At 68.6% G+C, this 23514-nt stretch carries 17 protein-coding genes and 1 pseudogene; 5 read left to right on the forward strand and 13 right to left on the reverse strand.

Going from position 1 to position 23514, the window contains the following annotated elements; genetic code table 11:
• The 4 genes and pseudogenes from ASF72_RS20780 to ASF72_RS08475 all read right to left on the reverse strand — a co-directional run.
• Positions 1 to 549 (reverse strand): annotated as a pseudogene (locus ASF72_RS20780) (hypothetical protein); the annotation flags it as partial.
• A gap of 469 nt (positions 550 to 1018) precedes the next feature.
• Positions 1019 to 1948: a glycosyltransferase family 2 protein gene (locus tag ASF72_RS08465; RefSeq protein ID WP_056598004.1), complete on the reverse strand. Its 930-nt coding sequence runs from the start codon at positions 1946 to 1948 to the stop codon at positions 1019 to 1021.
• 25 nt (positions 1949 to 1973) lie between these two features.
• The gene (locus tag ASF72_RS08470; RefSeq protein ID WP_056598007.1) at positions 1974 to 3515 is read right to left on the reverse strand and encodes a lipopolysaccharide biosynthesis protein; all 1542 of its coding nucleotides are present in this window, start codon (positions 3513 to 3515) and stop codon (positions 1974 to 1976) included.
• Positions 3512 to 4663, reverse strand: coding sequence for a glycosyltransferase (locus ASF72_RS08475; RefSeq protein WP_231686033.1), 1152 nt, complete (start codon positions 4661 to 4663; stop codon positions 3512 to 3514). Before ASF72_RS08475 ends, ASF72_RS08470 begins: the two co-directional genes overlap by 4 nt.
• 230 nt (positions 4664 to 4893) lie before the next feature.
• Here ASF72_RS08475 and ASF72_RS08480 point away from each other — a divergent pair, with 230 nt between their 5' ends.
• From ASF72_RS08480 to ASF72_RS08490, 3 genes are read left to right on the forward strand one after another with little or no spacing between them, the layout of a single operon-like run.
• A complete protein-coding gene (locus ASF72_RS08480; protein WP_162242795.1) occupies positions 4894 to 6348 on the forward strand; it encodes a polysaccharide biosynthesis tyrosine autokinase in 1455 nt (484 codons plus the stop codon).
• A gap of 44 nt (positions 6349 to 6392) precedes the next feature.
• Positions 6393 to 7700, forward strand: a complete 1308-nt coding sequence (locus tag ASF72_RS08485; RefSeq protein WP_056598011.1) for an O-antigen ligase family protein — start codon at positions 6393 to 6395, stop codon at positions 7698 to 7700.
• Entirely contained in the window at positions 7697 to 9256 is a 1560-nt protein-coding gene (locus ASF72_RS08490) for a glycerophosphodiester phosphodiesterase family protein (RefSeq protein ID WP_056598014.1), read from the forward strand. Before ASF72_RS08485 ends, ASF72_RS08490 begins: the two co-directional genes overlap by 4 nt.
• A 20-nt stretch (positions 9257 to 9276) precedes the next feature.
• Here the strand turns inward: ASF72_RS08490 and ASF72_RS08495 are convergent, their stop codons facing one another.
• From ASF72_RS08495 to ASF72_RS08505, 3 genes are read right to left on the reverse strand one after another with little or no spacing between them, the layout of a single operon-like run.
• On the reverse strand, positions 9277 to 9498 hold the full coding sequence (locus ASF72_RS08495) for an SCO4848 family membrane protein (protein ID WP_050685064.1): 222 nt from the start codon (positions 9496 to 9498) through the stop codon (positions 9277 to 9279).
• Between the two features lie 4 nt (positions 9499 to 9502).
• Positions 9503 to 10000: a DUF2505 domain-containing protein gene (locus ASF72_RS08500; RefSeq protein ID WP_050685063.1), complete on the reverse strand. Its 498-nt coding sequence runs from the start codon at positions 9998 to 10000 to the stop codon at positions 9503 to 9505.
• A gap of 42 nt (positions 10001 to 10042) precedes the next feature.
• Complete coding sequence (locus ASF72_RS08505; protein WP_050685062.1) at positions 10043 to 11551, reverse strand: SDR family oxidoreductase; 1509 nt, start codon at positions 11549 to 11551, stop codon at positions 10043 to 10045.
• A 266-nt stretch (positions 11552 to 11817) separates the two neighbouring features.
• Here ASF72_RS08505 and mfd point away from each other — a divergent pair, with 266 nt between their 5' ends.
• Together mfd and ASF72_RS08515 are read left to right on the forward strand one after the other, a co-directional pair.
• The gene (gene mfd, locus ASF72_RS08510) at positions 11818 to 15495 is read left to right on the forward strand and encodes a transcription-repair coupling factor (protein ID WP_056598016.1); all 3678 of its coding nucleotides are present in this window, start codon (positions 11818 to 11820) and stop codon (positions 15493 to 15495) included.
• Positions 15495 to 16307, forward strand: coding sequence for a metal-dependent hydrolase (locus ASF72_RS08515; protein ID WP_050685060.1), 813 nt, complete (start codon positions 15495 to 15497; stop codon positions 16305 to 16307). The genes mfd and ASF72_RS08515 overlap by 1 nt, the downstream gene beginning before the upstream one ends.
• Before the next feature lie 103 nt (positions 16308 to 16410).
• Here ASF72_RS08515 and ASF72_RS08520 read toward each other — a convergent pair whose 3' ends face one another.
• From ASF72_RS08520 to nirB, 6 genes are all read right to left on the reverse strand, one after another.
• Complete coding sequence (locus tag ASF72_RS08520) at positions 16411 to 16662, reverse strand: hypothetical protein (protein ID WP_050685059.1); 252 nt, start codon at positions 16660 to 16662, stop codon at positions 16411 to 16413.
• A gap of 53 nt (positions 16663 to 16715) precedes the next feature.
• Entirely contained in the window at positions 16716 to 17435 is a 720-nt protein-coding gene (gene deoC / locus ASF72_RS08525; protein WP_056598019.1) for a deoxyribose-phosphate aldolase, read from the reverse strand.
• 117 nt (positions 17436 to 17552) lie between these two features.
• Positions 17553 to 18413 (reverse strand): FAD-dependent oxidoreductase, encoded by an 861-nt coding sequence (locus tag ASF72_RS08530; protein WP_056598022.1) that lies wholly within the window; start codon positions 18411 to 18413, stop codon positions 17553 to 17555.
• Between the two features lie 227 nt (positions 18414 to 18640).
• The gene (locus ASF72_RS08535) at positions 18641 to 19789 is read right to left on the reverse strand and encodes a uroporphyrinogen-III synthase (RefSeq protein ID WP_050685056.1); all 1149 of its coding nucleotides are present in this window, start codon (positions 19787 to 19789) and stop codon (positions 18641 to 18643) included.
• Positions 19790 to 19803: 14 nt separating this feature from the next.
• Entirely contained in the window at positions 19804 to 20838 is a 1035-nt protein-coding gene (gene cobA, locus ASF72_RS08540) for a uroporphyrinogen-III C-methyltransferase (RefSeq protein WP_050685055.1), read from the reverse strand.
• Positions 20839 to 20840: 2 nt separating this feature from the next.
• Entirely contained in the window at positions 20841 to 23471 is a 2631-nt protein-coding gene (gene nirB, locus ASF72_RS08545) for a nitrite reductase large subunit NirB (protein ID WP_056598024.1), read from the reverse strand.
• Positions 23472 to 23514 lie beyond the last annotated feature (43 nt).

Below are 23514 nucleotides of genomic sequence, written 5' to 3' on the forward strand. Positions count from 1 at the left end.
GTCCACACTGGGGGCGGGGGCTTCAACGGGTGCCGGAGCGTCCACGGTTTCCTTGACGGGCGCCTTCACGGTCTCAACCGTGGCAGGTACCGGAGCCGCCACGGCGTCGGCAGGTTCCACCGGAGCTGCTGCAGCCACGGTGCCGGGTGCCTTGGCGGCCCCGACCGGAACGGGTGCTGCTGCAACGGCCGGGGCAGGGGTGGGTGCCTGCGCGGCAGGAGCGGCAGGGGCCGCCGGAGCCGCCGCTGATGCCGGGGACTTGCCGGTGTCCGCAAGGGCTGCAGCCGGGGCCTCGGGGGTGTCGATGGTGTCGACGGCCGGAGCAGGCGGTACTACTTTGGAAGTTGAGGGGGCTTTGGTGCCCGTTGCCTGGCCCTGTGTGGGGGCTGCTGCGGGGGCCTTGGTCCCCGGCGCTACGGCGGCGCTGTCGGTGATGCCGGCTGCTGACAGTTCGGAGCATCCGGACAGTGCCAGTGCTGCGACCGTCAGGGCGGCGCCCACGGCATAGCTGGTCCTGATGTTTTTGCTGACGGCTTTGCTGATAGCCATAGGGTGTACCTCTCGAGTTCGTCTCCGGGCACGGGGAGACACATGGAGGCATAACCTGGCTGCGCATGGCAAAGCCGGGCTGGTCTACCTGACGTGTGGCATCAGCAAAAGGGCTTGCGCCGGAAGGCGAAGCAGGGGTGACCGCGCTTCGACTGTGCTGACTTCTCCCGTAGGCATCCCCGACCCCGGCTGTTGACTGCAACGCTATTTGAGGTTTTGTTGTGTTGCAAACCGATAACGGTGCAAATGGGCAAGGATCGACACGTTTCGGTTAGGTAACGATGGCTTTTTTTGCATCGTCAAAACTACCAACACGCCGTCCCGAGCAGGAGCTTCGCAAAACGACCCAGGGAGCGCCACAACCGTCCCGGAAAATCTTTTTGTGATCCTGCTCAACACAGGGCCCAACTGTCTTATTTGTAACGTAGGCCACGCCGCTGGACTGTCGGGCCCCGGTAACGGAGACTGGTCAGTTGCGCCGGTACTCGCTGTAAACATACCCGGCCGCTCCGGACAGCATGCCTGAGCCCCTGGCAATGTTGCGCATGCCCCTTGCCCGGAGCGACATGGAGCCGCCTGCCAGGCCCCCCAGAACCCGTATCGTCCCCCCGGCGACGCGGATCGAACCCGCCGCGAAGGCCCGGCTCCGGGCTGCCGCCCGTGCCGGCGCCGAACCGGCCAGCTCAACGTCAACCCGGACGTTGGCGTTCCCGCTGCGGAACGCCCGGCGCAGCACCCAGTCCCGCGTCAGCCGGCCGGTGGGTACCCGGTCCACCACCACGGCCTCGTCACACCACACCATGGTCCCGCCCAGCTGGGCAAGCCGGCGGGTGAAGAGCGTATCCGAACCGCCCGTAATGCCAAACTTCTCGTCAAATGCGAGGCCCAGCGCGTGGACCTTCCCCATATCGAGCAGCAGGTTGTTGGTGGCCGCCACGTCGATCAGCGATCCGGTGGCGAGCCGGCGCCGGTCAAAAAACCTGCCAGCCTGGATCCAGGCCTCGGGCGGCTCGGCATATTCACTGATCACCGGACCCACCACGGCCGCCGCCGCCGTGGCGCGGTACTGCGCCAGCAGGTGCCGCAGCCACTGCTCCGACGGCACCTCGTCGTCGTCGATGAACACCAGGAGGGAGTCGGAAACCGCCTCGCGGATGGCCCGGTTCCTGGCGGCAGCGATTCCAGGCCGGGGTTCGTGCACGTATTTGACCAGCGACGACGGATAGTCCTCCACCGTCTGCCGGGCACTGCCAGCGGGGTCGTTGTCCACCACCAGCACGGTGGCAGCCAGGTCCACCGAACGGGCCTGGTCCAGGAGGCGCGGGAGCACCACCAGGAGGTCTTCCGGGCGCTTGTACGTAAGCACCGCAATCACAAGCTGCTCCGCTGTCTGGATCATGGCCTGCCTTTCGCCGGGGTTATGTTCATTGATCGAAGCCCTGCCGTTTGCCAAAAAGGGCGGCTGCCTGCCGCCGGAACTTCTCCACGTGGCTGCGGTGGCACAGGAACAGGACAGCCGCAAAAAGCAGGAGGAACACAGCCAGGCCAAGGGCCGTGGTGGCTGCAAGGGGAAGGTCCAGCAAGCCGATGCCGAGGCAGCCGGCCGCGCCCCACAGGGCGCCGTGGACGGCGGGCCAGATCACCGCGAGCTGGGCGCTGATCCGGACCTGGGTCAGGCGGGCCTGGATCAGCAGCAGCACCGGAACCAGGAACAGGCCGGCCCCCACCAGGCCCACCGCCACCCCCAGCAGGCCAAACTGCAGGCCCACCACGATGCCGCCCACCTGGACCAGGGCCGCGAGCACCTCGTAGCGGAGGATCAGGCCGCCCTTGCCCAGCCCCTTCATCAGGGTGGGAGTTATGTAAAACACCGTCTCCCGGGCACCGCCAATGGCCAGGACACTGATGATCGGGGCGGCCGCCAGCCATGCCTCGCCAAGGACCAGCTGGACCAGCTCGGGTGCGGCGCAGGCAATGTAGGCCATCAGGGGCACCGCCGTCATTGCGGTGATCCTGGTGACCGAGGTGAGGTGGAACGCAACCTTGGCAGGATCATCGCTGGCCCGGGAAAAGACAGGAAACATCACCCGGTTGATGGTTTGTCCCACCAGCTGGACCGGAAGCACCATGATCCGGTACGCCATTCCGTAGAGGGAAAGCGATGCGAGCCCAAGGAACCGGCCCACCAGGACGTTGTCCATGTTCCGGGAAAAGTATGCGAGGAAGTTGGTGCAGAAGACGCTGAAGCTGAAGGCCAGCATGGGCAGGACTTCCCGCAGATGGTGGTTTGGCCAGGGCCCCCTCGCCGCCGCCAGCAGGAGTGCGGCGGTGACCAGGTCGGTGGCGATCACCTGGTATGCCAGGGCGAAATAGCCGGCGCCCAGAAGTGCGGAGGAGATGCCGCAGGCGGCACCGCCCACGGCGCCGGCGATGTCCGCCCTGGCCACCAGCGCGAACTTCAGTTCCCGGCTGAGCATGGCACGGGGCGTGATGGCCAGGCCCTTAAGGGGGATGGCAACCGCAAGCGGCACCAGCAGCACGGCAAGTTCCGGCGCCCCAAAAAAACCGGCGACGGCGGGAGCCAACTGGAGTGCGGCCACCCCGATGGCCACCGACATCAGCAGGTTCAGGGTGGCCGTGGCCCCCGCCGCGCGCCGGCTGACGGCCGGGCGCTGGACCAGCGCCGCGGCCAGCCCCTGGTCCAGGAACAGCGCAGCGAAGGTGGTGAACACCGTGGCGGCGGAGATGATGCCGTAACTCGCCGGGCCCAGGATCCTGGCGAGGACCAGCGCTGCCAGCATCTGGAAACCCTGGCGGGCGATGACTGCGGCCATGGTCCAGCGCACACCGCTGGCAGCCGGGCGGCCCGCAAAAGTACTTCCCGCAGGGTGGGCGCCTGCACCTTTGCCGGCCGACGGCTTCCCCTCGGCGCGGTGCAGGCCGGCAGGGGAGCCGTTGCGGCTCATGCCTGCCCGGTTGCTTGGCTGAGATGCCGGAACATTTCCTCGCCATACAGGACCGGGCTGTGTTTGGCCCGTGCCAGGGAGGCGTCGCGTGCTGCGGCGCTGCGGTACACCGCCCACTGGGACGCCACCGTCTCCAGGGCATCCGCCAGGCCCTGGACGCTGCCGGGAGCCACAAACTGCACCGAGTCATAGGCGCCGGCGGCCTCCCGCAGCCCGGAAATACTGCTCGCCACCAGGGGCCGGGCCGCAAGGATCGCCTCCACTGCCGTGTTGCCGAAGGATTCGTCCAGCCGGGACGGCACCACTGCCACGTCTGCATCCGCAAGGAAGGGCCAGACGTCCGACTGGTACCCATGGAACGCCACTGATGCCCCGGCACCCTGCCCGGCAACCCGCTGGCGGAGGTCCAACTCGTAAGCGTCTGCGCCGGGTACGGCGCCGCCCACCACATCGAGGTGCGTGGGATGGCCCTTGCGGTTCAGCTGCGCGATCGCCTCCACCACAACGTCCACGCCTTTCCGGTGCGAGAGCCGGCCGACGTAAAGCACGCGCAGCCCGCCGTCGAGCCTTCCCCTGGAACGTGCCTCCGTGGCGGGCCCGGGCACTCCGTTGTAGATGACGGTGCTCCTGCCCTGCAGGCTCGGCAGGGAGCGGACCAGCGTGTCGGCAGTGAACTGGCTGTTGGCCACGATGCTGGTGGCGAAGGACAGCGGCAGGGCGAGCAGGGCCTGCTGGAGCCGGGGCGCATAGGCTTCGGCTTCGTGGACATGGACCACCGCGGGAACGCCGCAGAGCCGGGCCAGCGCCGCCCAGAGCGGGACGGTGCTGGTATTGGCCAGCAGTACATCCGGTTTGCAGCGCCGGATGAGTCCGATGCCTCCGGCGGTGCCCCGGATCGCGTCGGCGGTAAAGCGCGTCGCCCCGGACGGCGTCAGCATGGACCGGCGCAGCACCGGCGTGGGGCACAGCACCACCGCCGCACCCCGGCCCTGGAGCTCCGCCACCAGCGGGCCCTCTGCAGGCACGGTGACCAGCACCCGGGCGCCGCCGCGCAGCAGGCCTTCGACTGTTTCGAGCAGGACCTTGTCCGCGCCATAGAGATCTGCGGAGGGATGCGCAATCAGGACTGAGAGCCGGTGCCCGTTCACAGTACCTCCATCCAGTGTTGAAGGGGTCAGGAAGTGGCCGACAGGCGGCCTTGGTTCCATAGTGGGGGCGGTGGCTGCCGCGGCCGGGTGCCTTGACCCAACCTTGAGGGAAAGTTGCGGCTGGGAAGCCCCGGCCGGCCTTCCGCCGCCCGGATGCAGCGGTCAATAATGAACGCCTACCAACGGTGTGGTCCGGGACGTCCGGCTGCGTACGTAACCGGGAGGCCATATTGGATTTGTCAGAGTATCTCCGCGCCGTGGTGCGTGGCTGGTGGATCATCGTGGCGTGCGCCCTGGCAGGACTGCTCGGTGCTGTCGCTTTTACCGCGTCCATCCAGCCCATGTACCAAAGCACTGTCAGGTTTTTTGTGGTGGCACCGCCGGTCAACGGGCAATCGGCGCTGCAGTCCGATGAACTCTCCCGCGGCCGCATCGTCTCCTACGCCGCCCTGGTCAAGAGCGACCAGTTCGTCTCCCGCCTGGTCAGCGACACCGGACTGGGGGTGACCGGCCCGGAAGCAGAATCCAGCATCAGCGCCTCCGCAGACAAGGACACGCTGCTGCTGACGGTGGAAGTCACCATGCCCGACGCCGGCAAAGCCTTCGCCACGGCCACCGCCATAGCCCGGAATTTTGGGTCGGCGGTGCACGAACTTGAGGAAAGCCGGGTTCCCACCACCGCGCAGACGGTGCTGACCGTTGTATCCGGCCCCACCGAACCGGGCAGCCAGGTCTCCCCCCGGGAGAGCCTGAACTATGGACTTGGGCTGCTGGTGGGTGCCGCCCTGGGTATCGGGATTGCGGTAACCCGCCGCGTGCTGGACCGGACCCTCATTACTCCTGAACAAATCGAGGAAGCCGGCGGAGTCCGGGTTCTGGCCCGCATCCCGGCCGGCCGGAATGCCAAGGCGCTGAACCGTATCCTCAGGTCCCCGGATGATGCCCTGGTGACCGAGGCGGCACGGCGGCTGCGCACCAACATCGATTTCCTGCCCGAGGCCGCCGGCCTGAGGTCGCTCACGGTAACGTCCGCAACATATGCGGAGGGCAAGACCTCGGTGGCGCTGCTGCTGGCGAAGGCCTGGGCAGAGAACGGGCACACGGTCCTCCTGGTCGAAGCCGACCTGCGGCGGCCCCGCCTGGCGCAGGAACTTGGCCTGGCGAAGCCCACCGGCCTGTCCAACGTCCTTTCCGGCCAGGTGGCCGCGGACAAAGCGGTCCAGGAAAGTGGGATACCCGGCCTGCAGGTGATGGCGGCCGGCACCGTCCCGCCCCGTCCCACCGCCCTGCTGGGCGGCGGCCCCGTGCGCACCATGCTGGCGGAGCTGGCACCGAAGTTCAGCAGGATCGTGGTGGACGCCACGCCGCTGCAGCCGATGAGCGATGCCGCACTGCTCGCAGCAGTCACCGACGGTGCGATCGTGGTGGTCAGGCACCAGCACGTCACGGCGGAGATCCTGGCCGCCTCCCTGGCCAACCTGCGCGCCGTCAATAGCACCCTGCTGGGCGTCGCCGCCACCTTCTTGCCGAACCGGCTCGCCGAATCCCACCGCCAGGGTTCGTTCCCTCGGCTCAGCGGGCGGTTTCGCCGCCGGATCCGCCCGCAGGAACCCACCAGGAAGGCAGCCGCCGCGCAGAACCCGGCCCGCGACCGCGTGCCGGCCACCCGATCCCACCGCGGCTGACCAGGTTGCCGGCGGCTGGGTTGCTGATGGACAAGGTGGCATAAATGCAGCTGGGACTATGGATCGGGCTGTGCTTCGCGACCGCTTTCCTGCTGCGCTCGCGGCCCCGGATCCTGGTGGGATCTGTCCTTGCCCTTTGGTTCCTGGTCCCCGCCGTGGGCAGCCAGGTGGTCACCGGCGTTCCATCCGGTCCGCTGTCGCTGCACGCCGCCAGTTGGCTGATCCTCGCGGTTTTCCTGGCCCGGCTGCTGGATGCGCCGGCCGCTTTTGGCCAGGTCCTGGGCAGGCACTTTGTCCTCTTCCTGGCCCTCGCCGTGGTGGTCGCGGCCGCGGTCCTTGCCTCCCGGGCCGCTGATTCCGGCGGCGGGATGGTCCTGCTGGCCGACCAGATCGTGGCGCCGGTCCTGTTTTTCTTCCTGCTGCTCACCCTCTCCATCACAGACGCCGGCCTGGCGGTCTGGTTGCGGAACCTGCTGCTGTGGCTCGTCGCGGCGGTGTGCGCAGTGGCGCTGCTGCAGTGGCTCACGCACAGTCCCTTGGTCTACGAGCAGGGCTTCAGCAAGCAGTACTGGTACAAGCCGGAGAACAACCGCTGGATGGGGACCCTGGACCAGCCGCTGGCCCTGTCCCTGGTCATCGTCGCCGTTGCCCCGCTGGTGGCCGGGCTGAAACGGAACCTGGTCCAGCTGGTGCTGCTGGTCCTGATGATTGTGGGGATCCTGATCACCCAGTCCAGGGCCGGGCTGGTGGTCCTGGCGGCCTGCGTGGCAGTGGTGGTGCTTTTTGCCCGCCGTCCGGCCTGGCTCAAAGGAATCCTGCTGGCACTGATTGCCGCCGCCGCGATCCTCATCACCACGTCCCCCCTGATTGAGGGTGTGGTGGGCAGGATTGAGGACGACACAGGCTCGACGGAGGCCAGGGCATTGTCCCTGCAGTACTTCTTCAACCACTGGGGTGACTACGCCATCGCGGGCCAGGGGAGCGGTGCGAGCTACCGGGTGGCGGTACAGGGCGGCCTGGAGACGAGCTTTGAAAACCCGCTCCTGATGTACAGCGTGGACTTCGGCATCGCTTTTGCCGTGCTGTACTTCGGGACCATGGTGGCTCTGCTCCTCCGGCACGGCCTGCACCACCGGGTCCGCGGGCTGACGCTGGCGGCCATCCTTGTGATTGCGGTGCCGCAGACGTACAGTTCCCTGGCCACCCGCTCGGTAGCGGGAATCCTGGTGTGGACAGTGCTTGCCATGTTGGTGATGGCAGCGGAAGCAGCCCGCCGGGAACGGCAGGAAGCAGCCAGGACGGCACGCCACCCCGAGGAACCCGCAGGCACCAGGACGGCGGCAGCCCCGTGAGGACCGGACCTGACCGGCGGACGTTCCTGGGCCTGGCAGCAGCCGGCGCGGCCTGGTCCCTGACGGGCTGCCAGGCCTGCCCGGACCCCGTTGACCGGACAGTTCCCGGCGACCTGGCCGGCACGGGGAAACCAGGAACCACGGCAACCTCCGCCGGCGTCCCCCTGCAGCCGGTAGCCGACGTGCCGCTGGCCCCCGCCGGCCCCGCCACCATCACCGACCTCCTGGCCACGCCCAGTTTCTACATCGCCCACCGCGGCTCGGGTGACAACTGGACCGAACACACGCTCCGGGCCTACCGGGAGTCCGCCGCACTGGGCATCAAAGCCATCGAAGTCTCCGTATCGGCCACCTCGGACGGCGTCCTGATCTGCCACCACGACCCCGACCTGGCCCGGATGACCGGCCGGGACTTCCTGATCTCCGCCACGTCGCTGGCCACTGTGGCAACCCTGCGGAACGATGCCCGGGCCTGGCTGGGACCCGCCACCGGCCGGGAACCGGTCCCGGAACTGCAGGAGGTCCTGGACCTCCTGCTGGCGGACACCGTCATTTTCCTGGAGGACAAACAAGGCACCAACCAGGAGGAAATCCTGGCCCTGCTGGCGGGCTACCCGGACGCCCGGGACCACATCGTGTGGAAGCAGCCCGCCCAGTCCAAGGCGCATGCGGAGGCGCGCAGGAACGGGTACACCACTTGGGGCTACTTCGGCTCCGGCACCCTGGACGGCGCGGCGGCGTATTTCGATGCCGTGGATCTGCTGGGCGTCCCCGCCCTGGCCCCGACAGAAAACATCCGGCAGTTTGTGGCCACCGGAAAGCCTGTCATCGGTTGGGAGGTCCACCGGCGAAGCGAGCGGGACCGCTTGTTGGGCCTGGGGGTCCGGGGCATGATGTGCGCCAACGCCCCCTACGTCCTGCAGCGGGAGCCAGTAGCCGCCGCGGACGCGTTCACCACCGGGCAGCGGGCGCCGGGGGACCTGCCGTGGGATGCGGACAGCCATTGGCAGGAGCAGCCGACGTTCACCGGATCGGCGCTGCGCATGGCGTCCGCCACCACCGCCGCCTACACGCTGGGCTCCATGGGCCCCATCCAGGCGGCGGAGTGGTTATTGGAATTCGAGCTCCGCTGGCCGGCCGGCGTGCCGGGCCAGGCGTACGGTGCCGGGATCATGTTCGCCCTGGCGGATGACTCCCCTTGGCGTCCCGGACAGGTCAGCGGGCAGGGTGGATACCTGCTGGACGCCCGGCCGGACGGCCGGCTGATCCTCTACCGCGTGGACCGGGGCAGCGCAGCGGGCACAGTGCTGGGCGAGGCCGGCGGGGCGCCGGCGCGGGCCGGGCAGTGGCAGCAGTTCCAGGTTGCCGTCACCGCGGCCGGGATTTCCGCCGGCCGCGGCGGCACGCAGGGCCTTACCAGCACCGATGCGGCGTTCCGGGGCGGCTACTTCGCTTTGGCAAAAAATTACGACGGCGGCCCTCCGGTTGAGTTCCGGAACGTGCGGACCGGCCCCGCGCCGCAGCCAGGCACGGCGGGCCAGGCCTGCCCCGCCTGACTTGGCTGCGCTGCCGGGCTTCAGCCCAGCAGCCCCATGATGCCGATGACCGCCGTGGCAGCGCCCAGCACCATGGAGATGCTGACCAGCACCACGTGGACAGTCAGGAACCTCGTGGCTTTCCCGGCGGCGTCCCGGGCCCGGGTGTCCTTCATAACGCGGCGCAGGAACTGCGGCCACACCACGAGGGACCAGGCGCCGGCGATGATCAGGACGAGCGCAGGGAAAACAGGCAGGTCCACGGGATCAGTGGCTTTCCAGCCAGGCCTGCGCCTGCTTGGCCTGCAGGTTCAGGGCCTTGGCCACCATGGGCTCGGCGGCGTCGGCAATTTTTCCGCCGAGGAACGGGACCGAGGACTTGACCGCGCCCTCAAGCTCAACCCGGGTGCCGCCGTCGGCCGCCACCAGGCGCTGCACCGCGGTGACGTCCACGGGGGCGCCGCTGATCTTCAGGGAGATGTTGCTCTGGCGTGAACCGTCGGCCGCCGGGGCGTCCCAGTTCTCCACCTGCGTGACCTTCAGGCTTTCGCCAACGAACTTCCGGGCAATCTCCGGCAGGCGCGTGGTGGGCAGGGTGCGTACGGACGTGGCGCTGAACGCACCGGCAACATCGCCGTCCACGGCGAAGGACTCGAGGGTGCCCCCCACCAGCTCGCTCACGTGGCGCTGGAAATCCTCGTTGACCAGCACGGCGGCGACGCTGTTGACGGAATGCGGAAGGGTGGTGACGGCGTTCAGGGCCATGGGTCCTCCAGGGACGTGGGAGCGGATCGGGCTCCCAACATCCTACGGGTTGCCGGTTGCCTGCTCCGCATCAACAATCTTCTGCGCCGCGTCCGTGATATTGCGCGCCATGGCAGGAAAAATCAGGCTGTGGAACGGCAAAACCGCGAGCCAGTACAGGCGCCCGCTCAGGCCTTTGGGGAAGAAGATGGCGCGCTGACGGTACGTGCTGCCGGTGCCGTCGGGTTCCACTGAGAGTTCCAGCCACGCCCGGCCCGGCGCCCGCATTTCCGCGCGCAGCCGCAAGAGCTTGCCGCGGTCGATCCGCTCCACCCGCCACCAGTCCACCACTTCGCCGATGGCCAGGTCCTTGGGATGGCGGCGGCCGCGGAGCAGGCCCGCGCCCCCGGTCAGCTTGTCCAGCCAGCCGCGGACCTGCCATGCCAGCGGCAGGGAGTACCAGCCGTTCCGGCCGCCAATGCCTTCGATGATCGTCCAGACATGGGCCGGATCCACGTCGCCGTGGAAGGTCCGCTCGTCGATGTAGACCTTGTGCCCGGCCCAGTCCGGGTCGCTGGGCAGCGGGTCGGAGGCCACCCCGGCGTTGGCCCAGGTGGTGACCACCTGGCCGTCCCGTTCCTTCCCCAGGGCCAGCGCCACAGCGGTGCGGTAGCTGGTCAGGCCGCCTTCCGGCTGCGGAATGTACTGGTCAATGTCGTGCTCGTCCGAGACGGCGTCGTGCTGCAGGGACTGCACCAGCGGCACGGCCATGGACAGCGGGATGGGGGTGGTCAGGGCCACCCACATGCCGGCCAGCTTGGGCGCCGGGACCGGCAGGGCCAGCACCACGCGGTAGGGCAGGCCGGCCTCCGCAGCGTACGCCTTCATCATGCCGGCGTAGGTGAGCACCTGGCGGCAGCCGATGTCGAAGGTCCTGTTGATGTGTCCCTCCAGCGACGCCGCGCCCACCAGGTAGTGCAGGACATCGCGGACGGCGATCGCCTCGATCCGGTTCCGCACCCAGCTGGGGGCCGGCATCAGCGGCAGCGTCTCGGACAGGTGGCGGATCATCTCGAACGACGCCGAGCCGGACCCGATCACCACACCGGCCTGGAAAACAATGGAGTCCACGCCGCTGTCCAGGAAGACCTTGCCCACGGTTTCCCGCGACCGCATGTGGGTGGACAGCTCCACCCCGCTGGGATGCAGGCCGCCCAGGAAAACAATGCGCTGCACACCTGCGTCCTTGGCGGCACGCGCGGCGGTTTCGGCCATGGCCTTTTCCTTGGCTTCAAAGCCCGTCCCCGCCGCCATGGAGTGCACCAGGTAATAAAAAACGTCGACGCCGGCCAGCGCGTCACGCAGGGCCTCGCCATCGTCCAGGCTGCTTTCGACCACTTCCACGTCATCCCGCCACGGGTTGCCGGCAATTTTGTCGGGGGAGCGGACCAGGACCTTGACCGTGTGGCCGGCCTCGAGGAGCCGGGGCACCAGCCTTCCGCCGATGTAACCGGTGGCTCCCGTTACCAGGACTGTCCTGGCCGGGCCGATGCTGCTGCTGGTTTCCGTCATGGTTTCTCCCTACGTCCGCAAGCGTTGATCCCCAAGAGGTTCGGAGCGGCAGCCCGGTTGGACCGGTGCTGGCGGGGCCAGGTTTCCCGGTGCCCGCCGGCCGCCCTGGCGCCTCTGCCCAGCCTAGCCGCAGGACTGTCGGTGCCGCGGGGTAGGCTGGGTTTACCCGGGATTCGAAAAGAATTCCGGGTTTTCGCGTTGCCTGATTCAGCCTGCCTGATTCCACCTTGCCTGATTTTCCGCTGCACACCACAGGAGCACCTGCCATGAGCCTTTCCGGTCCGCCCACCGCCGGTCCGTCGCTGGATGGACTGCGCCGAGCGCTCGCGCCGGACCAGTCCTTCTCCCGGGTCCGGGCAGAAGCCGGGCGGGGATTCGACGTCCGCGGGCAGGACTACCAGATCAGCGCGCCGACCGGACTCCGGCCTGTCCTGCTGGCCGAGATGGTGGACGGTCTGACGGCGGCGGCTGCGGACCCGGATGCTAGTGCCGGTACCGGCACGCCCGGCGTTGTCCTGGCGGTCACCGCCACCGGCCGTGAAGCCGAGGACCTGGTGGCGGCGCTGCGCGCTTTCCTGCCCGCCGACTCCGTGGCGGAGTTCCCCAGCTGGGAGACGCTGCCGCACGAGCGGCTTTCACCCCGCTCCGACACCGTGGGCCGGCGGCTCTCCGTCCTGCGGCGGCTGGCGCACCCCGAAGGCTCTGCAGCGGGGCCGCTGCGGGTGGTGGTGGCGCCGGTACGCGCCGTGGTCCAGCCCATTGTGGCCGGCCTGGGCGAGCTGGTGCCCGTCACCCTTGCGGTGGGACAGGAAAGGCCCTTCACCGAGGTGGTCCGGAACCTCGCGGACGCCGCCTACGCCCGCGTGGACATGGTCACGCACCGCGGTGAATTCGCTGTGCGCGGCGGCATCCTGGACGTCTTCCCGCCCACGGAGGACCACCCCATCCGGGTGGAGTTCTTCGGCGACGAAGTGGACCAGATGCGCTGGTTCGCCGTGGCTGACCAGCGCTCGCTGTCAGCCCCGGGCATCAAGCACCCCACGGAACTGCACGCCCCGCCGTGCCGCGAAATCCTGATCACCCCCTCCGTGATGTCCCGGGCAGCGTCGCTGAAGGCCCAGCTGCCTGCTGCGGCCGACATGTTGGAGAAGATCGCCGGCGGCATCACCGTGGAAGGCATGGAGTCCCTGGCCCCCGTCCTGGTGGACGCCATGGTCCCGTTTGTGGACCAGCTGCCCGCCGGGTCCATCGCCGTGGTGATCGAACCGGAAAAGGTCCGCGCCCGCGCCCACGACCTCGCCGCCACCAACGAGGAATTCCTGGAAGCGGCGTGGTCCACGGCGTCCGACGGCGGCACCGCGCCTTTGGACCTCAGCTCACAGGCGTCCGCTGCGCTGCACACCGCCAGTTTCCGGTCCCTGGCCGAAACCCGGAGCGCCTCCCTGGACCACGGGGTCTCCTGGTGGTCCATCACCTCGCTGGCGCAGGACACCGAACTGCTGCCGGACATCGACGTCCTGAACCTGCACGCCCGCGAGCCCCGCGGCTACCAGGGCGACGTCGCCGAAATGATGGAGTTCATCGGCACCCACGTGCGCAACCAGTGGCGGATCGTGGTGGCCACGGAAGGTCCCGGCCCTGCCCAGCGCCTCGCCGAACTGTTCCACGACGCCGACATCCCCTGCGCCCGGGTGGACCGGCTGGACCAGGAGCCCCAGCCGGGCATCATCGAGGTGACCACTGCCGCCGTCGGACGCGGTTTTGTCCTCGACGGGCTTAAGCTGGGCCTGCTTACCGAAGCCGACCTGCTGGGCCGGACCTCCCCGGGGTCCACCAAGGACATGCGCCGGATGCCCTCCAAACGCCGCAACGCCGTGGACCCGCTGCAGCTGGTGGCGGGGGACCACGTGGTGCACGAACAGCACGGCATCGGCCGGTTTGTGGAGCTCATCCAGCGCAAGGTGGCCGGCGGCGGCGACGGCGTCCGCGAATACCTGGTCCTCGAATACGCGCCCTCCAAGCGCGGCGCGCCCGGCGACCGGCTGTTTGTCCCCACGGACCAGCTGGACCAGGTGACCCGCTACGTCGGCGGCGACGCGCCGGTGCTCAGTAAAATGGGCGGCGCCGACTGGGCCAGCACCAAATCCAAGGCCCGGAAGGCCGTCAAGGAGATCGCCGGCGAACTCATCCGGCTGTACTCGGCCCGGATGGCGTCCCGCGGGCATGCCTTCGGCCCCGACACACCCTGGCAGCGGGAGCTTGAGGAAGCCTTCCCGTACGTGGAAACCCCTGACCAGCTGACCACCATCAACGAGGTCAAAGCGGACATGGAGCGGGAAATCCCCATGGACCGGCTGGTCTCCGGTGACGTGGGCTACGGCAAAACCGAGATCGCCGTCCGGGCGGCGTTCAAAGCGGTGCAGGACGGCAAACAGGTAGCGGTGCTGGTACCCACCACCCTGCTGGCCCAGCAGCACTACGAGACCTTCACCGAACGGTTCTCCGGCTTCCCGCTCCGGGTCAAACCGCTGTCCCGTTTCCAAGGCACCAAGGAAGCGAAGGAGACGGCCGAAGGCGTCAAAAACGGCAGCGTGGACGTGGTGATCGGCACCCACCGGCTGCTGTCCAAGGACTTCGAGTTCAAGGACCTCGGCCTGGTGATCGTGGATGAGGAGCAGCGCTTCGGTGTGGAACACAAGGAAGCGCTGAAGAAGATGCGCACCAACGTGGACGTCCTGGCCATGAGCGCCACCCCCATTCCCCGGACCCTGGAGATGTCCCTGACCGGCATCCGGGAAACCTCCACCCTGGCCACCCCGCCGGAGGAACGCCACCCGGTCCTTACCTACGTGGGCCCGTACACGGACAAGCAGACCTCCGCGGCCATCCGGCGCGAGCTGATGCGCGAGGGCCAGGTGTTCCTGGTCCACAACCGCGTGTCCACCATTGAGCGGACCGCCGCCAAGATCCGGGAAATGGTGCCTGAGGCGCGGGTGGAGGTGGCCCACGGCAAGATGTCCGAGAGCCGCCTGGAACAGATCATCGTGGACTTCTGGGAACGGCGCTTCGACGTGCTGGTGTGCACCACCATCATCGAAACCGGGCTGGACATTTCCAACGCCAACACGCTCATTGTGGACGGTGCGGACAAATATGGCCTGTCCCAGCTGCACCAGCTCCGCGGCCGGGTGGGGCGCGGCCGGGAACGGGCCTACGCCTACTTCCTGTACCCCTCCGAGAAGCCCCTGGGCGAGGTGGCCCTGGAACGGCTCAAGGCCGTGGCCACCCACAACGAACTCGGCGCCGGCATGCAGCTGGCCATGAAGGACCTCGAAATCCGCGGCGCCGGCAACCTGCTGGGCGGCGAGCAGTCCGGCCACATCCAGGGCGTGGGCTTCGACCTGTACATCAGGCTGGTGGGCGAGGCGGTGGCTGACTTCCGCGGCGAGGCCGAGGAAAAGGCAGCCGAAATGAAGATCGAACTGCCGGTCAACGCGCACCTGCCGCACGACTACGTGCCGGGGGAGCGGCTGCGGCTGGAGGCCTACCGGAAGCTGGCGTCCGCGCTGACCCACGAGGCCATCGATGAGGTCCTGGCCGAACTGGTGGACCGCTACGGCGAGCCGCCGCTGCCCGCGCAGAACCTGGTGGCCGTGGCCCGCTTCCGGGTGGGGGCCCGCGAGGCCGGGCTCTCCGATGTGGCCCTGCAGGGCAACTTCATCAAGTTCTCCCCGGCCACGCTGCCCGAGTCCCGGGTGATGCGCCTGAACCGGATGTACCCCGGCGCGCAGTCCAAGCCGGCCCTTGATGCGGTGCTGCTGCCCAAGCCGAAGACGGCAAGGATCGGCGGCCGCGACCTGCAGGACGCCGAGATCCTGGAATGGGCCAACGGCGTGATCCGCAACATCTTCTCCGACGCGCCGCTGACGGCGGGCCAGGGGTGATGGGTGGCCACCACGCCGCGGCAGGTGCCGCGGCGTGGGTGGCGGTTGCCTCCACCGGCCCGTATACGCTGGGCTGGTATCCGCTGGATGCCACGGGAATCGTGATTGGCGGGATGACGACGGCGGGCACCGCCCTGGTGTGCGACTGGGACCACCGGTCCAGCACCATCGCGAACTCCCTGCCGCCGCTGTCCAACGCGGTGGCGGTGGGTATCGAGAACGCCAGCGGCGGGCACCGGCAAGGCACGCACTCGGTGGTTGGCGCAGCATGTTTTGTGCTGCTGGCCGTCGCCGTGGCCCAGTTCCAGGTGGACACACCGTGGGGGCTGCTGTCCGTCGGGGCAGGGCTGTTGTGCATGTTTATGATCAACATCGCCGCCAAGGCCCTCAAGCTGTTCCCAGCCTCCGGGTGGCTGACCAACTGGATTTTTGGGCTGCTGATGGCCGGCCTGGTGACCTGGTACGCCCCGGACCAGTGGACGTGGCTGCCCATGTCCATGCTGATCGGCGTGGTGGTCCACATCCTGGGTGACCTGGTCACCACCGGCGGTGTGCCGCTGCTGTGGCCCATTGTCATCAAACCGCCGAAGCTCTTCCGGAAAGTGCCGCTGCTGCGGAAGATCTGGCGGCCCAACGGGGCACTGTCCCTGCCGGTCCTGGGGCGGGCCGGCTCCAAACGCGAGTGGCTGGTGCTGATTCCCGTGAGCGCCTACGCCATGGTGGGACTGGCCATGGCCGCCTGGTCCATCGCCCGGACCCACCTGGGCGGGGTTTCCGCGGCCGCCGTGGCGTGGGTCCGGATCTGGTTCTGAACCCGTTTTGATGCTGGGGTCCGGTCCCAAGGCGGGCAGCAAAAACCCCCGGCGGATCCTGGGCTTGCCAGGGAGTCCGCCGGGGGTTCTGGAAAATCCGGGGCTAGTGCTCCCCGGCTGAGTCCGAGCGGCCCAGGATGGTCTGCGGGATCCAGAAGGCCAGTGCGAACAGGCCAAGGCAGACGGCCATGGGCCAGGGGTTGCCGAGCGTCAGGAACGTCAGCGAGTAGATGGACCCGAGGAACAACGCCATGTGCACCACAAAGAGGATGATGCTCCCGGCCAGCGGGTTCTCATTCTGGGGGGTCTGGACATGGGCAGTGCCCTCGTGGGCCGCCGTGGTCTTGCTGGACATTCGTTCCTCCTCGGCCCGCGCGGGGCCAGATCTGTGGCGGCTGCCGGGGCCTGTCAGTAAGCGGATGAACCCTGTTCACCCTTGACAATCGCAATCCCGGAGCTGGCACCAATACGTGTTGCACCTGCTGCAATCATAGCCTGAGCGTCAGCGAGGGAACGCACTCCGCCGGACGCCTTGACGCCAAGTTGCGGCCCCACGGCGGCGCGCATCAGGGCGACATCCGCTGCGGTCGCGCCGCCGCCGTTGAAGCCGGTGGACGTCTTGACGAAGTCCGCACCGGCGGCGACGGCAGCTTCGCAGGCAAGGGTTTTCTGGCTGTCGGAGAGCAGCGAGGTTTCGATGATGACCTTCAGGATGGCGCCGCTGCCGTGCACGGCTGCCGCCACGGAGGCGATGTCCTCGGTCAGTGCGCCCTTGTCACCGGCCCGGGCGGCGGCGATGTTGATGACCATGTCCACCTCGTCGGCGCCGTCAAGGACGGCACCGCGGGCTTCGAAGGTCTTGACGTCCGTGGGCGTGGCGCCCAGCGGGAAACCCACCACCGAGCAGGTCAGGACCCCGGAGCCCTTGAGTGCCGTTTTGACGGTCTTGACCCAGACAGGGTTCACGCAGACGGACTTGAAGCCGTACTCCGCGGCTTCGGCGCAGACCCTCAGGACCTCCTCCTCGGAGGCTTCCGGCTTCAGGATCGTGTGGTCGATGTAGGACGCGATGCCGTCCGGTCCGGCGGCGGTGGCCGGGGGAACGGTGGGCGCGGCTTCGTTGCTCATGATGGTCCTCTCCAGTGGCCTTGTGGGCCGGTGGCGCGTGTCCGTGACTCGTTTCGGGACCCATCTTGCCACAGCGGCAGCACCGCCCGGGCGTGCCGGGCGGTGCTGCCGGCTGCCTCAGGCGGCGGCCTGCAGGACCGGTCCCGGGGCCGACGCGCTCAACAGCTGCGTGGCGCAGGCCCCCGCTGCTGACGCGGCCGCCACCAGCAGGCCCAGCCGGACGCCGTCGAACGCTGCGGCGTCGCCGATGGCCCAGATGCCGGGCACGGAGGTCCGGAAGTCCTGGCTGATGACGATGCCGCCGCTGGCCGCGGTGCGCAGGCCGGCGCTGGCTGCCAGGCCGTCGCGGGAGACGCGTTCCTCGGCGAGGACCACCAGGTCCCCGCTCATGCTGCTGCCGTCCTCGAAGATCACAGCGGACGCCACCAGCCCGGAGGCCGAGGTGCCCGGGACAATCGCGGCGGGCCGGGCGGTGGTGCGGATGGGGCGGACACCGCGGGCGCGGAGCACGGCTTCGGCCTGTCCTGCGGCTGCCCCGTTGCCCACCAGGATGCCCAGCGGGCGCCGGCCAAGTTCCCGGGTGACTTCGCCCACCGCACGGGAAATCCGGGCGGCGTCGTCGATGGTGGAGTAGCTCAGGCAGGAGCCGGCACCTTCCACGGGGTTGGCCACCGGTGCCGAGCCGGTGGCGATCACCAGCTGGTCGTAGCTGAATTCCATCCCGTCGGCGGTGGCCACTGTGCGCTTGGCGGCGTCGATGTGGCTGGCGGGTTGGCCGAAGCGGACGGACACCTGGGGCAGCAGGGCCAGCTCCAGCAGTTCCGCCGGGGTGTCGTCCCGGTTGCTGAGCACCGTGATGGTGCCGGTGAAGCGGCCCTGGTCCAGCTGCGTAACAAGGGCCTGGGCGGCCGGGCCTGCACCTGCGATGACGATGCGGGTGGCTGCGGGAGTGGACGGGGATGGTGCCGGAGCGGACATGTGCTGGCCCTTTCGCTGCTGGCCGCTGAGGCGGCCGGGACTTTCGTGATGCTCCCAGCGTAGGAAAGTGCTTTTACCGTTGTGTTTCCCCGCCATTGCGGCTCCGGCGGGGGTGCGTTCGCCAATGTTTACCGGCTGGTAACAGAACCCGTGACCCAGCTCTCAATCCGCCGGAGCCGGACACATATGGCCTTGGAACAGTGTCCCGGCGGCTCCGGCGGCGGGGGTCAGACCCGGATCCGGTAGCCCCGCTTGACCACGGTTTCCACCAGCCGGCCATCCGGCAGGGCGGAGCGGAGCCGGCTGACAGTCATGTCCAGGGCGTGTACGGAACCGCGGAGCTCCAGCAGGTCCGAGAGCGAATCGCGGGACAGGACGGCACCTTCCGCGCCGAGCAGCGCCCGCAGCAGCAGCAGGGGAGCCGGGGCCAGTTCCACGGGCTGGCCGTCGATCCGGAGGCTGCGGCCCCGGAGCTCGATGTTCCCGCTGCGGGTGTCCAGGCGGCGCACATGGTTCAGGGCCAGGTGCTCCACCACCAGCCGGATGAGTGCACCCATGCGGAAGCGTTCCGGCACCAGCGGGGTAATGCCGGCGTCAAGCAAGGGCTGGGCGGTGACGGGGCCCACCACTGCGGTGGTGACGGTGGTTTTGAGGCTTTCGATCAACTGCTTGTAGACGCCCATTTCGTGGGCGGTGCTCCACATGGCGTCCACAGCAGGGGCGCTGGTGAAGGTGAGGACATCGAGGTTCCCGCTGCAGGCGGCCTCGATGAGGCGCGGCAGCCGGTCCTCGCCGTCGGGCTTCACCCAGCGGTACGGGGTCACGGTCAAGACCGTGGCCCCGGACATCCGGAGCCGTTCCAGCTGCCGGACATCCGTGTAGCCGTGCAGCTGCACGGCCACGGTTTTGCCGCGGACGCCTTCCGCCAGCAGCATGTCCACCAGTGTTGCGGTGGTTTCGTCGCTGCTGATGCCGACGTCGGCCAGCCCCGCGGCGCGGACGGCGCCGCGGGCCTTGGGACCGCGGACAAACATCCGGCACGCGGCAAGGGTTTCCAGCAGTTCGTCGCCGATCCCGAACGAGTCAGCGGCCTCGCACCAGCGGCGCATGCCGTAGGCGGTGGTGGCGATGCAGAGGTCCGGTTTGGCGGCGATGATGGTCCGGGTGTCCTCGATGAGGCGCATGTCCTCCTGGACGGGGGCGATTTTCAGGGCGGGCGCGTGCAGCACTTCGGCGCCGCGGCGTTCCAGGGCCTCAATCAGGTCCTGGGAGCGACGGTGCGAGGTCACGCCGATGCGGAATCCTTCCAGCGGGGACTCCGGTGCGCCGGGTGTTTCCTCAACCTGCGGTGCCTCGGCTGGTGCAAGTGCATTCATGGGGGTCAATCCTTTCACGAACCGAGCAGCGAGGCCGCCAGCCTGTCTAAATCGGCGGCGGCTTCGGCGTGGCCGTTGTTGGCTTCCGCCACCTTGACCACCTCGCCGATGACCAGGACGGCGGGGTTGCTGCAGCCGGCGGCCGCCGTGGTGATGGTGCCGAGGTCCGCGATGGTGGTGCGCTGCCCGGGCCGGTAGCCGCGTTCCACCACGGCCATGGGCATGTCCGCCCGCATCCCGGCGCGGCGCAGGCCCGCTGCCAGCTGGTGCAGGGTCCCCACCCCCATCAGCACCACGATGGTGCCGCCGAGGCCGGCCAGGTGGTGGTGTTCCTTGTCGGTGAGCGGGGCGTGGCCGGAAACCACCGTGAACATGTGGCTGACTTCCCGGTGGGTGACGGGGATGCCGGCGGCAGCCGGGACGGAGATGGCGCTGGTGACGCCGGAGACCACTGAGACCTTGACGCCGGCGGCCACGCACGCGGCGACTTCCTCACCGCCGCGGCCGAACACGTAGGGGTCCCCGCCCTTCAGCCGGACCACGTTGTTGCCGGTGAGGGCCGCGTCCACCATGAGTTTTTCAATGTCGGCCTGGCCCACCTTGTGGTGGCCGGGCTTCTTGCCCACGTCCACCAGCACGGCTGAGGTCAGCGTGGGGAGCTCCTGGTACGGGGCAAGGCGGTCATAAAACACCACGTCCGCATCGCGCAGGGCCTTCACGGCCGCCACGGTGAGGAGATCGGTGGTGCCGGGCCCGCCGCCCACAAGGGTGACGTGCCCCGGTGCGCCGGCGGCGGGTTCGGTGGCTACGGGGATGCCCGCGGCACGGCAGCGGTCCAGGAGCAGGTCCCAGCCGGGCTGGCCGTCGTCGACGGCGGCCACCAGGAACGGGCGCTCCGGCAGCGGACCGTTGTGGTCCTCGCCCTGGGGTGTGCTGAGGCGGGATACCACGGCGCCGGCGGCTTCGTAGCGTCTGACAGCCTGGCGGGCTGCCGCGTCCGATCCGGTGACCAGGACTTCACGGCCGGTGAGGTCGATGGAGAGCTGCATGGCTATACCTCGTTCGTGTTGCTGGAACGGACCGGGATGGAGGAACCGATGAGGACCTTGGCCTTTTCCTGGGCGGTGGCGGGGCGCATCTGGCCGCGCTCGTCCGGGACGAAGGTGATGGAATCATCCTTTTGGTCCGGGGCGTTGACGAACGACCGGAACCGGCGCAGGCGCTCCGGGTCCTTCAGGGTGTCGGCCCATTCGTCCTGGTAGGTGTCCACGTGCTTGGCCACGGCTGCTTCGAGGTCTGCCGCGATGCCCAGCGTGTCGTTGACCACCACGTCCTCGACGTGCTTGATGCCGCCGTCGAGCTCTTCCTGCCAGCGGGCCGTGCGCTGCAGCCGGTCCGCGGTGCGGATGTAGTACATAAAGTAGCGGTCGATGTATTTGATCAGCGTCTCGTCATCCAGGTCCTTGGCCAGGAGCTGGGCGTGCGCCGGGGTTGCCCCGCCGTTGCCGCCAACGTAAAGGTTCCAGCCGTCCGCCGTGGCGATCACGCCGACGTCCTTGCCGCGGGCCTCCGCGCATTCCCGGGCGCAGCCGGAGACACCCATCTTCAGTTTGTGCGGGCTGCGCAGGCCCCGGTAGCGGAGCTCAAGCTGGATGGCCATGGCCACCGAGTCCTGGACGCCGAACCGGCACCAGGTGGAACCGACGCAGGACTTCACGGTGCGCAGGCTCTTGCCGTAGGCCTGGCCGGATTCGAAGCCGGCGTCCACCAGTTCCTTCCAGATTTCCGGAAGTTCCTCGAGCCGGGCACCGAACATGTCGATCCGCTGGCCGCCGGTGATTTTGGTGTACAGGTTGTACTTCTCGGCGACGGCGGCAATGACGCCGAGCTTCTTGGGGGTGATTTCGCCGCCGGCGATGCGGGGGACCACCGAGTAGGTGCCGTCCTTCTGCATGTTGGCCAGCGCGCGGTCGTTGGTGTCCTGCAGGGTGCCGCGGCCGGCGTCCAGCACGTAGGCGCTGTTCTGGCTGGCCAGGATGTTGGCGATGGTGGGCTTGCAGATGTCGCAGCCGGCGCCGGTGCCGCACTTGGCCATGACCTCCTCGAAGGAGGTCAGTTCCAGGACGCGGATGGTTTCGAAGAGTTCCTGGCGGGACAGTTCGATGTGCTCGCACAGGGCCTTGGATACTTCGACGCCGGACTTGGTGAGCTCCGTTTCCAGCAGTTTCTTCAGCATGGGCACGCAGGAGCCGCAGCTGGTGCCGGCGCGGGTGCAGCCCTTGAGCTCGCCGAGTTCCTGCACCGGGGCGTTCCCGTCGCAGGCACCGCAGCCGTTGACGGTGTCGCGGATGGTTCCGGCGGAGACGTTGTTGCAGGAGCAGAGGATGGCGTCGTCCGGCAGTTCGGTTTCGGGGGCGTCGCCGCCGCCGGCAGCGGTCAGGTAGGCGCCGGGTTCCGCGCTCAGTTCGCGGCCCAGGATGGGCCGCAGCGAGGTGTACGGGGTGGCGTCGCCAACAAAGATGCCACCCAGGAGGGTCTTGGCATCGTCGGTGGTAACGATCTTCTGGTAGACGCCTCGGGCGGGGTCCGCGTAGACGATTTCGAGGGAGTGCTCGGTGCGGGCGAACGCGTCGCCGAAGCTTGCCACGTCAACGCCGGAGAGCTTGAGCTTGGTGGCGGTGTCGAAGCCGGGGAACGTGGCCGCGCCGCCGTGCAGCCGGTCCGCGACGATCTCGGCCATGGTGTTGGCCGGGGCCACCAGGCCAAGGCACATGCCCTCGAAGTTGGCCACTTCACCGATGGCCCAGATGTCCTCAACCTCGGTGGCGCAGGAATCGTCAATCACCACGCCGCCGCGCTGGCCCAGGCTGAACACCTGCTCCTCGCCCTCGGCGGCGCGGAAAAGCTCGTCGCGGGGCTTAACGCCGATCGCAACGATCACCAGGTCCGCCTCGATGGTGCGGCCGTCGGCCATCAGGACACCGGTGACCTGGCCGTCGTCGTCCGCCAAAACCTCGGTGGGGAACACACCGCCGTGGACCGTGAAGCCCTTGGCCTCGATCAGGCGGCCCAGGGCCTGGCCCGCGCCTTCGTCGAGCTGGGTGTTCATCAACCAGGGCGAGCCGTTGATCACGATGGGGTTGGCGCCGAGCTGCTCGGTGCCGGCCGCGGACTCCAGGCCCAGCAGGCCACCGCCGATGGTGACGGCGTTGACCTTCCGGCCCAGTTTGGCGGTGAGGTCGGCGATGGCCTTGTTGATGGCCCACACGTCTTCAAGGGTGCGGTACACGTGGGTGTAGGCGGCCCCGGGAATGGGCAGCCGGGCGGCGTCGGAACCGGTGGCCACCACCAGGTGGTCGTAGGGGTAGCTGCTTCCCGCGGCGGTTTGCACGGTTTTGGCTGCGGCGTCGATCTTCACCACGCGCTCGCCGCTCTTCAGCGTCAGTGCGTTGTGGTCCCACATGGACGCTGTCCCCAGGGTCAGGTCCACGCTGCTGTCTGTCAGGGCCTTTGACAGCGCAACACGGTCATACGGCAGGTGCACCTCCTCGGTGAGGACCGTGACATCCCAGCCGTCCAGGCCGCGGGTGTGCATGGCGTCGGCGAAGCGGTGGGCTGCCGGCCCGCCGCCGGCGACGACGACGCGGCGCGGTGTCTCTGTACGGGAAGTCTGTTCGGTCACTGGAGGGCCTTTCGCATGGGCCGCAGCGGACTTGCCTGCAACC

This window comes from Arthrobacter sp. Leaf141, assembly GCF_001424565.1.
Taxonomy (GTDB): Bacteria; Actinomycetota; Actinomycetes; order Actinomycetales; family Micrococcaceae; genus Arthrobacter.